Raw genomic sequence first — 13,584 nt, forward strand, 5'->3', positions numbered from 1 at the left:
CCCTTGGCTGTGCTCTCCGGCCGTGCCCTCGTCGTGCCCTACTCGGCCGCCGCGCCGGCGGCGACCGCCCCTGCCGGCTCCGCGGCCGCGGTGCTCCGCGGCCGGACCGCCGGCGCCGCGTACACTGCGCCGCCGATCAGCCCCGACAGGACGAAACTGCAGTCCACCCCGCCGGTGAGGGCCAGCAGCGGGCCCTCGTACAGCGGTGTCGACACGGCGGCCAGGCCGACCGCGGCGCCCGCCGCCCAGGAGGCGGTGGCGCGCAGGTTCCACCCGCCGCTGTACCAGTAGACGCCGCCGCGGGCCCGGCGGTTGAACACCTGGAGGGATTCGGCGTCGTACTCCCCGCGGCACCGGCGGTAGCCGATCAGGGTGATCACGGCCCAGGGGGTGCCGATCGCGGTGAGCAGCAGCACGAACGAGGTCATGGCGGACTGCACGTCCCACTCGAAGGAGCCGACGAAGACGAAGGCGGTGGCGACGGCGGCCGCGGCCAGCGTGGCCGCCGTGCGCGTGGCCCGGGGCACGATGGCGTCGAGGTCCAGGCCCATCGAGTAGAGCATCAGCCCGGCGTTGCCGACCGAGCCGGCGGCCGCGGCGGCCAGCAGCGGCGCCAGGTACCACAGCGGTGCTGCGGCGACGAGCGGCCCCGCGTAGTCGGCGCCCGCCCGTGCGGCGAGCGCGGTGTACGTGCCGAACAGCTGCGGCACGAGCAGTCCGGCGAGGAGCCCGAGACAGGTGGCCCGCAGCACCGTGCGGGGGCTGTGCCGGCGCGGCGAGACGTAGCGGGTGTAGTCGCCGAGCAGGGTGATGAACGCGACGGGGCCGCTGAGCCCGGCCGCGACGGCTGCCAGCAGCCACGTCGGCCAGAACGAGCCGAGCAGGTATCCGGTCCCGGGCGGGGCGGCGGCGGTGAAGCCGGGTGCGTAGGCGGCGACGCCGAGGGCCAGCAGGAGGAGCATGGCGACGGAGAGCAGCTTGCTCATCCGCAGCAGCAGCCGGTAGCCGAAGACGGCGGCGGCCGCGGTGAACACCGCGAGCCCGCCGTACATCGCCGCCCGCACCGCCCCGGTGTCCGGCAGGCCGGTCAGCCGGGCGAGGGCGGCGGCCATGACGTCGCCGCCGATCCACAGGGTCAGGGCGGTGTAGCCGAGGGACAGCAGCAGCCCCACCACCGAGCCGACGAGCCGGCCGCGGACCCCGAACTGGGCGCCGCTGGAGGTGGAGAGGTTGGTGGCCGTGCGCAGGGAGACCAGGGCGAGCGGCGCGGTGAAGGCGATGCCGGCGAGGGTTCCGGCCACGATGGCGGTGACGGACGGGACCAGGCCCAGCCCGAAGGACGGGGGCAGCCAGCCGAACACGATCACGCCGAGGCACAGATTGGAGCCGAGCAGGATCGAGACGAGGTCGCGGGGGCCGCTGGTCCGCTCCTCCTCCGGGATGGTGTCGACTCCGCGCTGTTCGATGGGCATGGGGGGACTCCCTTGGGCAGGGCGGGGGGGTGGTGGCGCTTTGTTTGAGCGGCATTCAATGTGACTCAGGGCCTGGTGTGCGGTCAATGGTTCCGTGGCATGCATTCCAGAGTTAGAGTGATGCTCTAACTCATCGAGTCAAAAGGTGGTGGATCGGCGTGCGGCTGACCCCTACGGAGCGCGACCGCCTGCTGCTGCGCAGCGCCGCGGAACTGGCCCGGGCCCGGCGGGCCCGCGGACTCCGCCTCAACGTCCCCGAGGCCACCGCGCTCGTCGCGGACACGGTGTGCGAGGCCGCCCGCGACGGGAAGCGCCTGGCGGAGGCCATCGAGGAGGCGTCCTGCGTCCTCGGCCCGGACGACGTCCTGCCCGGCGTCGCCGACGTGGTCGCCGAGGTGCACGTCGAGGCCGTCTTCGACGACGGCTCCCGCCTCGCGGTGGTCCCCTCGCCGATCCGCGGCGCCGCGCTCCTCGGCGACGACGCCCCCGGCGCCGTCGTGCCCGGCCCCGGCGCGCCGCAGCCGGAGCCGGCCCTCAGGCTGCGGGTGCGCAACACCGCCGCCGTGCCGGTGAGCGTCACCAGCCACTTCCACTTCTTCGAGGCCAACCCGCGGCTCGACTTCGACCGGGCCGCCGCCTACGGCATGCGCCTGTGCGTCCCCGCCGGCTCGTCCGTCCGGTTCGACCCGCACGGCGAGGGCGAGGTCGGCCTCGTCCCCCTCGGCGGCGACCGCATCGCCGTCGGCTTCGCCGGGCTCGTCGACGGGCCGCTCGACGCCCCGGGGGCCAAGGAGGAGGCCCTGCGCCGGGCCGCCGCCTGCGGCTACCTGGGTGCGGAGGCGGCGGGCGGCCGCCCGGCGGGCGCCGGGGAAGGGGAGCGGGCATGAGCAGGCAGACCAGGCACAGCGACCACTGCGCGCCGGGCAGCCGGCACATCGACCCGCACGAGTACGCCGCCGTCTTCGGCCCCCGCGCGGGCGACCGGGTCCGCCTCGGCGACTCGGGGCTGACCGTACGCGTCGAGCACGACGCCCAGAAGCCCGGCGACGAGTTCCTCGCCGGCTTCGGCAAGACCGCCCGCGACGGGCTGCACCTGAAGGCCGCCGCGGTACGCGAGACCTGCGACGTCGTCATCAGCAACGTCCTCGTCATCGACGCCGTCCTCGGCATCCGCAAGGTGTCCGTCGGCATCCGCGAGGGCCGCATCCACGCCATCGGCCGGGCCGGGAACCCCGACACCCTCGACGGCGTCGACGTCGTCGTCGGCACCGGGACCAGCATCGTCTCCGGCGAGGGCCTGATCGCCACCGCCGGCGCCGTCGACACCCATGTCCACCTGCTGTCCCCGCGCATCATGGAGGCCTCGCTCGCGGCGGGCGTCACCACCGTCATCGGCCAGGAGTTCGGCCCCGTCTGGGGCGTCGGCGTCAACTCCCCCTGGGCGCTGAAGCACGCCTTCAACGCCTTCGACGCCTGGCCCGTCAACATCGGCTTCCTCGCCCGCGGCTCCTCCTCCGACCCGGCCCCCCTGGTGGAGGCCCTCGCCGAGGGCGGCGCGAGCGGGTTCAAGGTCCACGAGGACATGGGCGCCCACACCCGCGCCCTCGACACCGCCCTGCGCGTCGCCGAGGAGCACGACGTGCAGGTCGCCCTGCACTCGGACGGCCTGAACGAGTGCCTCTCCGTCGAGGACACCCTGCGCGTCCTGGAAGGCCGCACCATCCACGCCTTCCACATCGAGGGCTGCGGCGGCGGGCACGTCCCCAACGTGCTGAAGATGGCGGGCGTGCCGAACGTGATCGGCTCCTCCACCAACCCCACGCTGCCCTTCGGCCGGGACGCCGTCGCCGAGCACTACGGGATGATCGTCTCCGTCCACGACCTCAAGCCCGACCTGCCCGGGGACGCGGCGATGGCCCGCGACCGGATCCGCGCCGGCACCATGGGCGCCGAGGACGTCCTCCACGACCTGGGCGCCATCGGCATCACCTCCTCCGACGCCCAGGGCATGGGCCGGGCCGGCGAGACCGTGCGCCGCACCTTCGCCATGGCCGCCAAGATGAAGGCCGAGCTCGGCCCGATGGACGGCGACGGCGAGGGCGACGACAACGCCCGCGTCCTGCGCTACATGGCCAAGCTGACCATCAACCCGGCGATCGCCCACGGCCTGGCCCACGAGATCGGCTCCATCGAGGTCGGCAAGCTGGCCGACATCGTGCTGTGGCGCCCCCAGTTCTTCGGCGCCAAGCCGCAGCTCGTCCTCAAGTCCGGCTTCCCCGCGTACGGCGTCACCGGCGACCCGAACGCCGCCACCGACACCTGCGAACCGCTGGTCCTCGGACCGCAGTTCGGGGCGTACGGGGCCACCGCCGCCGACATCTCCGTCGCGTTCGTCTCGGCGGCCGCCGCGGCCCTCGGCGGGGACGCCATGCCGACCCGCCGCCGCCGCGTCGCCGTCCGCGGCACCCGCGGCATCGGCCCCGCCGACCTCCTGCTCAACTCCCGGACCGGTGCGGTCGACGTCGACGCCCGCACCGGGCTCGTCACCCTCGACGGCGACCCGCTGCACTCCGCCGCGGCCGACTCGGTCGCCCTCAACCGCCTGTACTTCCTCTGAGCCGGCCCACCCCCTAAGGACCCCTGCCATGACCAACCCTGTCGCCGACGGATTCCGGATGCCCGCCGAGTGGACGCCCCACGAGCGGACCTGGATGGCCTGGCCCAGCCCCAACCCCACCTTCACCGGCGAGCGGGAGCTGGCGGAGGCCCGCGAGGCCTGGGGCGCCGTCGCCCGCGCAGTGCGCGCCCACGAGCCGGTGACGCTGGTCGCCGCCCCGGGAGACGCCGAGGGAGCCCGGGCGGTCGCGGGAGCCGGCCCCGGCCACCCCCTCACGGTCGTCGAGCGGGAGCTCGACGACGCCTGGATGCGCGACATCGGCCCCACCTTCGTCACGGACGGCCGGGGCGGCCTCGCCGCCGTCGACTGGACCTTCAACGGCTGGGGCGCCCAGGAGTGGGCACGCTGGGAGCACGACTCCAAGATCGCCCGGCACGTGTCCGACCTGGCCGGCACCCGCACCTACAGCACGCCCCTGGTCAACGAGGGCGGCGCCCTCCACGTCGACGGCGAGGGGACGGTCCTGCTCACCGACACCGTCCAGCTCGGCCAGGGCCGCAACCCCGGCTGGACCCGCGAGCAGGTCGAGGCCGAGATCCACGCCCACCTCGGCACCACCAAGGCCATCTGGCTGCCGTACGGCCTCGCCGGCGACTACGGCACCTACGGCACCCAGGGCCACGTCGACATCGTCGCCGCCTTCGCCCGCCCCGGGGTGGTCGTCGTGCACACCCAGCCGGACCCGGCCCACCCCGACCACGAGCGCTGCAAGACCATCGCCGCCCTCCTGCGCGCCGCGACCGACGCGCAGGGCCGTCGGCTGGAGGTCGTCGAGGTACCGGCCCCGACCGTCCTGGAGGAGGACGGGGAGTGGGTCGACTACTCCTACATCAACCACTACCTCTGCAACGGCGGCGTCGTGCTGTGCGCCTTCGGCGACCCCCGCGACGAGGAGGCCGCCGAGATCTTCCGCGGCCTGTTCCCCGACCGGACCGTGACGCTCGTCGACGCACGTACGATTTTCGCCGGGGGTGGCGGCATCCACTGCATCACCCAGCAGCAGCCGAAGGTGTGACCTGCGGCCGATCGACGAGGAGTGGGCCATGGCGGCGGGTGGAGCACGCGCGGCACGGAAGAACGCGCCGCCGCGCGAGGACGTCCTCGCCGCCGCGATGGCCACCATCGCCGAGCGCGGCCTGGACGGCCTGACCATGGCCGGCCTGGGCCGCCAGGTCGGCATGAGCAGCGGCCACCTCCTCTACTACTTCGGCAGCAAGGACGAGCTGCTGCTGCAGACGCTGGAGTGGAGCGAGGCCGCCCTCGGCGCCGAGCGCCGGGCCCTCCTGGCCCGCCGCGGCACGGCCCGCGAGCGCCTGGAGGCGTACGTCGACCTGTACGTCCCCGACGGGGCCCGCGACCCGCACTGGACGCTCTGGCTGGAGGTCTGGAACCGCTCGCAGGACGCCGGCCCCGGGGAGCGCGAGCGGCAGGCCGCCATCGAGGGCGCCTGGCACCGCGACCTGGTCGCCCTCCTCGCCGAGGGCATCTCGCGCGGCGAGTTCAAGGCGGTGGACCCCGACCGCCAGGCCTCCCGGCTGCGGGCCCTGCTGGACGGGTTCAGCATCCAGGTCGCCGTCGGGCTGCCCGGCATCGGGCGGCGCGACATCCTCGACCACGTCTCGGAATTCCTTGATCAGTCTCTCGTATCGTGAGACGGCCCGGACGCTCCGCGGCACGGTGTGCCAGACTGCCGATGTGCTTGCTCAGCTCATGATTATCGGCAGCAGCGCGCCGGTCCGCAGTGGCCGCTGAACCCGTGGAAGACCTTCGCGGCGGCGGCCACCGTGCCCCTGACCCGCGCGCAGACCTCTCGCACCCGCGAGGGGTCTTTTCGTTTACCGGCTCCCATCAGGCCGGGACGGCAGCGCGCGCGATGATGGGGGCAGTGGAACCCGGGCACCCGGAAACCACTCACCCGACAGGAGTCAGACCCGCATGACGACGACACAGGCCACCGCGCCCGTGCAGGGACCCGACGACGGCTTCCACGTCTTCGACACGACCCTGCGCGACGGCGCCCAGCGCGAGGGCATCAACCTCACCGTCGCGGACAAGCTGACCATCGCCCGGCACCTGGACGACTTCGGAGTGGGCTTCATCGAGGGCGGCTGGCCCGGCGCCAACCCCCGCGACACCGAGTTCTTCGCCCGCGCCCGCGCCGAGATCGACTTCAGGCACGCCAAGCTCGTCGCCTTCGGCGCGACCCGGCGGGCCGGCGGCACCGCCGCCGAGGACCCGCAGGTGCGGGCCCTCCTGGAGTCCGGCGCGCCGGTGATCACCCTCGTCGCGAAGTCCCACGACCGGCACGTCGAACTCGCCCTGCGCACCACCCTCGAAGAGAACCTGGAGATGGTCCGCGACACCGTCTCCCACCTCGTGGCCGCCGGCCGCCGCGTCTTCGTCGACTGCGAGCACTTCTTCGACGGCTACCGGGCCAACGCCGAGTACGCCAAGGCCGTGGTCCGCACCGCCCACGAGGCCGGCGCCGACGTCGTCATCCTCTGCGACACCAACGGCGGCATGCTGCCCGCGCAGATCACCGCCACCGTCTCCACGGTCCTCGCCGACACCGGAGCCCGCCTCGGCATCCACGCCCAGGACGACACCGGCTGCGCCGTCGCCAACACCCTCGCCGCCGTCGACGCGGGCGCCACGCACGTCCAGTGCACCGCGAACGGCTACGGCGAGCGCGTCGGCAACGCCAACCTCTTCCCGGTCGTCGCCGCCCTGGAGATCAAGTACGGCCGGCGCGTCCTGCCCGACGGCGCCCTCGCCGAGATGACCCGCATCTCGCACGCCATCGCCGAGGTCGTCAACCTCACCCCCTCCACGCACCAGCCGTACGTCGGCGTCTCCGCCTTCGCGCACAAGGCCGGCCTGCACGCCTCCGCCATCAAGGTCGACCCCGACCTCTACCAGCACATCGACCCCGAGCGCGTCGGCAACACCATGCGCATGCTGGTCTCCGACATGGCCGGCCGCGCCTCCATCGAGCTCAAGGGCAAGGAGCTCGGCGTCGACCTCGGCGGCGACCGCGCCCTGATCGCCCGCGTCGTCGAGCGCGTCAAGGAGCGGGAGCTCGCCGGCTACACGTACGAGGCGGCCGACGCCTCCTTCGAGCTGCTGCTGCGGGCCGAGGCCGAGGGCCGCGCCCGCCGGTACTTCCGCACCGAGTCCTGGCGCGCGATCGTGGAGGACCGCCCGGACGGCACCCACGCCAACGAGGCCACCGTGAAGCTGTGGGCCAAGGGCGAGCGGATCGTCGCCACCGCGGAGGGCAACGGCCCCGTCAACGCCCTGGACCGGGCGCTGCGGGTGGCCCTGGAGCGCTTCTACCCGCAGCTGGCCAAGTTCGAGCTGACCGACTACAAGGTGCGCATCCTGGAGGGCACGCACGGCACGGAGTCCACGACCCGCGTGCTGATCTCCACCACGGACGGCGTCCGCGAGTGGAACACGGTGGGCGTCGCGCCCAACGTGATCGCAGCCTCCTGGCAGGCCCTGGAGGACGCCATCACGTACGGGCTGCTGCATGCGGGGGTCGAGCCGGCCGAGTAGGACCCGGGCCCGGGTCCTTGCCGGGGCCCGGGATCCGGATACGCATGACTCGTTCGGAAATCACCCGTTTCGGGTAGTTTCTGGGTATGAGGACCAGGCTGATATCCGTGTTCGCCGGTCTGCTGCTGTCCCTGTCCGCGGCTGCCCTCGCGGCCGCCCCGCAGGCCTCGGCGGCGACCGGCCCCGCCGCGGTCGCGGAGGCCTTCGAGCAGGGCCCCGTCTACGTCGACCCCAGAGCCGCCGGCCAGCTCTCCCGGGAGGAGGCCGACGCGCTCGCGCAGAAGATCGAGGACGCGGACAAGCCGGTGTTCGTCGCCGTCCTGCCCGCCACCGGCGAGTTCCCGCCCGACAGCGTGCTGCGCACCGTCCGGGCCCAGACGGGCATGGCCGGCGTCTACGCGATCCGGCTCGGCGACGGCTTCGACGCCGCAGCGGACCGGGCCGTCATGCCGGCGAGCACCGTGCGCAGCCTCACCGACGCGGTGAAGGCCGGCGGGCCGGTGGACGCCGCCACCCAGCTCGACAACTTCGTCGACCAGGCCCTCGCCGAGGCCAGGGGCAGCGCCCCCGCCTCCTGGCACGGCGGGACCGCCGGCAGCGTCCCCGTCGGCGGACTGGTGACCCTCGGCGTCCTCGCCCTGGCGGGCGGCGGCGGGGCGTACGCGGTCTCGCGGCGGCGCCGCCGCAGGCGCGAGGAAGAGGAGCGCGAGGCCGTCGAGAAGCTGCGGGTCGTCGTCGACGAGGACATCACCGCCTTCGGCGAGGAACTCGACCGGCTCGACTTCCACCCTGGAGAGCCCGGCGCCGACGACGCCATGCGCACCGACTACGCCCGCGCCCTCGACGCGTACGAGCAGGCCAAGGACATCATGGCCGCCGTCGCCCGGCCCGACGAGGTCAGGGGCGTCACCGAGGCCCTGGAGGACGGCCGCTTCGCACTCGCCCGGCTCGACGCGCGGCGGCGCGGAGCCCCGCTGCCCGAGCGGAGGCCGCCCTGCTTCTTCGACCCGCGCCACGGGCCGAGCACCCAGGACGCCGAGTGGACGCCGCCCGGCGGGACGCCGCGCAGCGTGCCGGTGTGCGCGGCGGACGCGGTCCGGCTGAGCGAGGGCCGGGACCCGGCGGTGCGGACGGTCGACACCGAGTACGGGCCGCGCCCCTACTACGACGCCGGCCCCGTCTACGGCCCCTGGGCCGGCGGGTACTTCGGCGGCGGCCTGCTCCCCGGCCTGCTGATGGGCACGATGCTGGGCTCGATGATGGCCGGCCCGGCCTACGCTTCGGACTACGGCGGCGGCTTCGAAGGCGGCGACTTCGGCGGCTCGGACTTCGGCGGCGGAGACTTCTTCGGAGGCGGCGGCTTCGACGGCGGGGGCGGCTTCTAGCCGCCCCCGGGAGGTCCGATGCCCCGTGCCGCGTCAGGCGGCCGGGTTCTGCCTGACCGCCGAGATGTCGAAGGTCAGCTTCACCTTGTCGCTGACCATGACGCCGCCGGCCTCCAGCGCGGCGTTCCAGGTCAGGCCCCAGTCGGAGCGCAGGATCTCGGCGGTGCCCTCGAAGCCGACGCGCTCGTTGCCGTAGGGGTCGGTGGCGGCGCCGCCGAACTCCAGGTCGATCGAGAGGGGGCGGGTCACGTCCTTGATGGTCAGGTCGCCGGTCATCCGGTACGTGTCCGCGCCGATCCGGGCCGCCGACGTGGACCGGAAGGCCATCAGCGGGAACTGCTCCGCGGCGAAGAAGTCCTCGCCCCGCAGGTGGGCGTCGCGGTCGCCGATGCCCGTGTCGACCGAGGCGGTCTTGACGTCGATGGAGGCGGTGGAGCGCGACGGGTCGCCGCCGTCCAGGTGCAGCGAGCCCGAGTAGTCGCCGAAGCTGCCGCGGACGTTGGTCACCATCGCGTGGCGGACGGTGAAGCCGATGCTGCTGTGCGCGGCGTCGATGGCGTAGTCGCCGGTCAGGGCGGCCAGCGCCGGGTCGGCGGCGGGGACGTTCCGGGGGACGGCCTGCTCGGTGCGCCGGGTGAAGATGCCCATGGTGGTGCTCCTCGTAGTTGGTTCAATGTTCAACGACATCCACACTAGGAGCATTCCGTTTAACTTTCAACTTCTACGCCTCGGCGGTGCGGCTTTTATGGAGATCCCACAATCGGTACGGGTCTCAGATGGTGGTCTCCCTGCACTCGTCCGTGGTTCTGTGCGGGCCGGACAGCGGAACACGGCCGAGACTGTGCGGAACCAACGGAGGATTTCCATGGTGCGCTTCGTAAGGTCAGTACATGACCGTTGTGGACCAGACCCCCAGCGAGCCGACGGACGCCCGCGGGCGCGTGGCCGAGCTGCACTCCCTGCGCGAGCAGGCGCGGCGTGGACCCAGTGACCGCGCCACCGAGGCCCAGCACGCCAAGGGCAAGCTGACGGCCCGCGAGCGCATCGCGCTCCTGCTCGACGAGGGCTCCTTCAAGGAGGTCGAGCAGCTGCGCCGCCACCGGGCGAGCGGCTTCGGCCTGGAGGCGAAGAAGCCCTACACGGACGGCGTCGTCACCGGCTGGGGAACGGTCGAGGGCCGCACGGTCTTCGTCTACGCCCACGACTTCCGCATCTTCGGCGGCGCGCTCGGCGAGGCCCACGCCACCAAGATCCACAAGATCATGGACATGGCCATCGCCGCCGGAGCCCCGCTGGTCTCCCTCAACGACGGTGCCGGCGCCCGCATCCAGGAGGGCGTCTCCGCCCTCGCCGGATACGGCGGCATCTTCCAGCGCAACACCCGGGCCTCCGGCGTCATCCCGCAGATCTCGGTCATGCTCGGCCCCTGCGCCGGCGGCGCCGCGTACTCGCCGGCCCTCACGGACTTCGTGTTCATGGTCCGCGACACCTCGCAGATGTTCATCACCGGACCCGACGTCGTCCGCGCCGTCACCGGCGAGGAGATCTCCCAGAACGGCCTCGGCGGTGCGGACGTGCACGCCGAGACCTCCGGCGTCGCGCACTTCGCGTACGACGACGAGGAGACCTGCATCTCCGAGGTCCGCTACCTCATCTCGATGCTCCCCTCGAACAACCGCGAGAACCCGCCCGTCCACGAGACCGCCGACCCCGCCGACCGGCGCTCGGACGTCCTGCTGGACCTGGTCCCCGCGGACGGCAACCGCCCGTACGACATGCACAAGGTCATCGAGGAGCTCGTCGACGACGGCGACGTCCTGGAGATCCACGAGCGCTGGGCCCGCAACATCATCTGTGCTCTCGCCCGCCTCGACGGCCAGGTCGTCGGCATCGTCGCGAACCAGCCCGCCCACCTCGCGGGCGTCCTCGACATCGAGGCATCCGAGAAGGCCGCGCGCTTCGTCCAGATGTGCGACGCCTTCAACATCCCGATCGTCACCCTGCTCGACGTCCCCGGCTTCCTGCCCGGCGTCGACCAGGAGCACGGCGGCATCATCCGCCACGGCGCCAAGCTGCTGTACGCGTACTGCAACGCCACCGTGCCCCGCATCTCGCTGATCCTGCGCAAGGCCTACGGCGGCGCCTACATCGTCATGGACTCCCAGTCCATCGGCGCCGACCTGACCTACGCCTGGCCCACCAACGAGATCGCGGTCATGGGCGCCGAAGGCGCCGCGAACGTCATCTTCCGCAAGCAGATCGCCGAGGCGGAGGACCCCGAGGCCATGCGCGCCCGCATGGTCAAGGAGTACAAGGCCGAGCTGATGCACCCGTACTACGCGGCAGAGCGCGGCCTCGTCGACGACGTCATCGACCCGGCCGAGACCCGCGAGACGCTGATCGGCGCCCTCGCGATGCTCCGCAGCAAGCACGCCGACCTGCCGTCCCGCAAGCACGGCAACCCGCCGCAGTAACGAAGGAGATCTGCCGCCGATGAGCACTTCCGCCGACACCCTGCTGCGCGTCGAGAAGGGCAACGCCGCCCCCGAGGAGCTGGCCGCGATCACCGCGATCCTGCTGGCCCGCGCCGCGTCCGTGCCCGCCCAGGACGGCCCCCGCCGCCTGCGCTCCCAGGCCGGCTGGCGCCGCCTGGAGCGCACCCCCGGCTTCCGCGCCCCGCACAGCTGGCAGGGCTGACCCCGCCGAGCCCCCGTCAGGCCCCGCACCCCGCGAAGGGTGCGGGGCCTGACGCATGCCCGCCGGGATGCGCAGGACGCTGCACGGGCCCCTTGGCCCGGGTACGGCGAAGACCCCCGGTCCGGCGGACTCGGGGGCCTTCTCGCGTGCGCGTGCTCCGCGGGGACTACCGCAGCCGTGCCATGAGGGCGTGTTCGACGAGCGTGATGAGGGCGCTCTTGGCGTCGGCGCGGTGGCGGGCGTCGGTGGTGATGATGGGGGCGTCGGGGCCGATCTGGAGTGCTTCGCGGACTTCTTCGGGGGTGTAGGGCTGGTGTCCGTCGAAGCCGTTGAGGGCGATGACGAAGGGGAGGCCGCTGTTTTCGAAGTAGTCGACGGCGGGGAAGCAGTCGGCGAGTCGGCGGGTGTCGACGAGGACGACGGCGCCGATGGCGCCGCGGACGAGGTCGTCCCACATGAACCAGAAGCGGTCCTGTCCGGGGGTGCCGAACAGGTAGAGGATGAGGTCCTGGTCCAGGGTGATGCGGCCGAAGTCCATGGCGACGGTGGTGGTCGTCTTGTCCCCGGTGTGGGTGAGGTCGTCGATGCCGGCGGAGGCGCTGGTCATGACGGCTTCGGTGCGCAGGGGGTTGATCTCGGAGACCGCGCCGACGAACGTGGTCTTGCCCACGCCGAAGCCGCCCGCCACCACGATCTTCGCGGAGGTGGTGGAGCGTGCCGCCCCGCCGTTAGAGCTTGCGAAGTCCACTGAGCACCCTTTCGAGCAGTGTCACATCTGGCTGGCCGCCGGCGGATTCGTCGCCGCCGGGCTGGTGAATGGCGACAAGGCCCGCCTCCGCCAGGTCGGCGACGAGAATGCGGGCGACACCAAGAGGAATGGAGAGGAGTGCCGAGATCTCCGCGACGGATTTGATCTCCAGGCACAGGCGGCAGATGCGCTGGTGCTCGGGCAACTGCCCTTGCAGCCGAGCGGGATCCGCCGTGGTGCTGACCAGCGCCTCGATGGCGAGCTGGTAGCGCGGCCGGGTCCGGCCGCCGGTCATTGCATACGGACGCACCAGCGGGTTGTGCGCCTTGGGGGCCTGGCCGCGGCCGGCCCGGAAGGGCTGCTGCGAGGGCCGCTGGGGCGCCTGGTGGGGCTGGGCGTACGGCTGCTGCTGGTACGGGTTCTGCTCCGGCACGGGCATGCTGGGGGCGGAGGGGAAGTTGAAGCGGTTCTGGTCGTGCCCACCCTGCGGCTGCTGCGCGCCGCCGTAAGGATGTCCTCCGGGTGTTGTCACGTCTCCTCCTCCGAACTCCAGTAACGCAGTACTCCCTGTGGAACCGCGCCACCGCACCTTACGGTGCGGTGACGCGAAACGCACTGCCTGTTTGCTAGTTGAGAAGGCTTCCCTGCAGTTCGGCGCGCAGGTCCGGGGTGAGGACCGTGCCTGCGCGGTCGACGAGGAGGGCCATCTCGTAGCCGACGAGGCCGATGTCGCACTCGGGGTGCGCGAGCACCGCGAGCGAGGACCCGTCGGAGATGGACATGAGGAAGAGGAATCCCCGGTCCATCTCGACCACGGTCTGGTTGACGGCGCCGCCCTCGAAGATGCGGGAGGCTCCGGCGGTCAGCGAGGTCAGTCCGGAGGCCACGGCCGCCAGCTGGTCGGCGCGGTCGCGCGGGAATCCGTCGGACATCGCCAGAAGGAGGCCGTCGGCGGAGACCACCACCGTGTGGGACACCCCGGGGGTGTTGTCCACGAAGTTGGTGATCAACCAGTTCAGGTTCTGTGCCGCCTGGCTCATCGGGCTC

General features: G+C 72.7%; 13 protein-coding genes. 8 read left to right on the plus strand and 5 right to left on the minus strand.

The window, feature by feature from the left end:
- Positions 1-38: 38 nt before the first annotated feature.
- Positions 39-1,472, minus strand: a complete 1,434-nt coding sequence (locus tag C0216_RS06410) for a cytosine permease (protein WP_114054318.1) — start codon at positions 1,470-1,472, stop codon at positions 39-41.
- 158 nt (positions 1,473-1,630) lie between these two features.
- Here C0216_RS06410 and ureA point away from each other — a divergent pair, with 158 nt between their 5' ends.
- The 6 genes from ureA to C0216_RS06440 all read left to right on the plus strand — a co-directional run bounded on the left by ureA (position 1,631) and on the right by C0216_RS06440 (position 9,092).
- Positions 1,631-2,359, plus strand: a complete 729-nt coding sequence (gene ureA / locus C0216_RS06415; protein WP_114054319.1) for an urease subunit gamma — start codon at positions 1,631-1,633, stop codon at positions 2,357-2,359.
- Positions 2,356-4,089, plus strand: a complete 1,734-nt coding sequence (locus C0216_RS06420) for an urease subunit alpha (protein WP_114054320.1) — start codon at positions 2,356-2,358, stop codon at positions 4,087-4,089. Before ureA ends, C0216_RS06420 begins: the two co-directional genes overlap by 4 nt.
- Before the next feature lie 28 nt (positions 4,090-4,117).
- Positions 4,118-5,164: an agmatine deiminase family protein gene (locus tag C0216_RS06425; protein ID WP_114054321.1), complete on the plus strand. Its 1,047-nt coding sequence runs from the start codon at positions 4,118-4,120 to the stop codon at positions 5,162-5,164.
- Between the two features lie 28 nt (positions 5,165-5,192).
- Positions 5,193-5,801, plus strand: a complete 609-nt coding sequence (locus C0216_RS06430) for a TetR/AcrR family transcriptional regulator (protein WP_114054322.1) — start codon at positions 5,193-5,195, stop codon at positions 5,799-5,801.
- Positions 5,802-6,084: 283 nt separating this feature from the next.
- Positions 6,085-7,707, plus strand: a complete 1,623-nt coding sequence (gene cimA, locus C0216_RS06435; protein WP_114054323.1) for a citramalate synthase — start codon at positions 6,085-6,087, stop codon at positions 7,705-7,707.
- Positions 7,708-7,793: 86 nt separating this feature from the next.
- Complete coding sequence (locus tag C0216_RS06440) at positions 7,794-9,092, plus strand: hypothetical protein (RefSeq protein ID WP_114054324.1); 1,299 nt, start codon at positions 7,794-7,796, stop codon at positions 9,090-9,092.
- A 33-nt stretch (positions 9,093-9,125) separates the two neighbouring features.
- Here the strand turns inward: C0216_RS06440 and C0216_RS06445 are convergent, their stop codons facing one another.
- Complete coding sequence (locus C0216_RS06445; protein WP_114054325.1) at positions 9,126-9,740, minus strand: YceI family protein; 615 nt, start codon at positions 9,738-9,740, stop codon at positions 9,126-9,128.
- Positions 9,741-9,982: 242 nt separating this feature from the next.
- Between C0216_RS06445 and C0216_RS06450 the strand changes: the two genes are divergently transcribed.
- Complete coding sequence (locus C0216_RS06450) at positions 9,983-11,566, plus strand: acyl-CoA carboxylase subunit beta (RefSeq protein WP_114054326.1); 1,584 nt, start codon at positions 9,983-9,985, stop codon at positions 11,564-11,566.
- A 19-nt stretch (positions 11,567-11,585) separates the two neighbouring features.
- Positions 11,586-11,789, plus strand: coding sequence for an acyl-CoA carboxylase subunit epsilon (locus C0216_RS06455; protein WP_114054327.1), 204 nt, complete (start codon positions 11,586-11,588; stop codon positions 11,787-11,789).
- Positions 11,790-11,955: 166 nt separating this feature from the next.
- Here the strand turns inward: C0216_RS06455 and C0216_RS06460 are convergent, their stop codons facing one another.
- From C0216_RS06460 to C0216_RS06470, 3 genes are all read right to left on the minus strand, one after another.
- A complete protein-coding gene (locus tag C0216_RS06460; RefSeq protein WP_037792108.1) occupies positions 11,956-12,537 on the minus strand; it encodes a GTP-binding protein in 582 nt (193 codons plus the stop codon).
- The gene (locus tag C0216_RS06465) at positions 12,518-13,069 is read right to left on the minus strand and encodes a DUF742 domain-containing protein (protein WP_114054328.1); all 552 of its coding nucleotides are present in this window, start codon (positions 13,067-13,069) and stop codon (positions 12,518-12,520) included. The genes C0216_RS06460 and C0216_RS06465 overlap by 20 nt, the downstream gene beginning before the upstream one ends.
- A 94-nt stretch (positions 13,070-13,163) precedes the next feature.
- A complete protein-coding gene (locus C0216_RS06470; RefSeq protein ID WP_114058494.1) occupies positions 13,164-13,577 on the minus strand; it encodes a roadblock/LC7 domain-containing protein in 414 nt (137 codons plus the stop codon).
- Positions 13,578-13,584: the final 7 nt, after the last annotated feature.

It is taken from the genome of Streptomyces globosus, from assembly GCF_003325375.1.
GTDB classification, from domain to species: Bacteria; Actinomycetota; Actinomycetes; order Streptomycetales; family Streptomycetaceae; genus Streptomyces; species Streptomyces globosus_A.

Bases quoted from the DNA above. Each gene is read 5' to 3' on its own strand.
- C0216_RS06410 (WP_114054318.1), bottom strand. From the start codon at position 1,472: ATGCCCATCGAACAGCGCGGAGTCGACACCATCCCGGAGGAGGAGCGG.
- C0216_RS06420 (WP_114054320.1), top strand. From the start codon at position 2,356: ATGAGCAGGCAGACCAGGCACAGCGACCACTGCGCGCCGGGCAGCCGG.
- C0216_RS06425 (WP_114054321.1), top strand. From the start codon at position 4,118: ATGACCAACCCTGTCGCCGACGGATTCCGGATGCCCGCCGAGTGGACG.
- C0216_RS06430 (WP_114054322.1), top strand. From the start codon at position 5,193: ATGGCGGCGGGTGGAGCACGCGCGGCACGGAAGAACGCGCCGCCGCGC.
- cimA (WP_114054323.1), top strand. From the start codon at position 6,085: ATGACGACGACACAGGCCACCGCGCCCGTGCAGGGACCCGACGACGGC.
- C0216_RS06440 (WP_114054324.1), top strand. From the start codon at position 7,794: ATGAGGACCAGGCTGATATCCGTGTTCGCCGGTCTGCTGCTGTCCCTG.
- C0216_RS06445 (WP_114054325.1), bottom strand. From the start codon at position 9,740: ATGGGCATCTTCACCCGGCGCACCGAGCAGGCCGTCCCCCGGAACGTC.
- C0216_RS06450 (WP_114054326.1), top strand. From the start codon at position 9,983: ATGACCGTTGTGGACCAGACCCCCAGCGAGCCGACGGACGCCCGCGGG.
- C0216_RS06455 (WP_114054327.1), top strand. From the start codon at position 11,586: ATGAGCACTTCCGCCGACACCCTGCTGCGCGTCGAGAAGGGCAACGCC.
- C0216_RS06470 (WP_114058494.1), bottom strand. From the start codon at position 13,577: ATGAGCCAGGCGGCACAGAACCTGAACTGGTTGATCACCAACTTCGTG.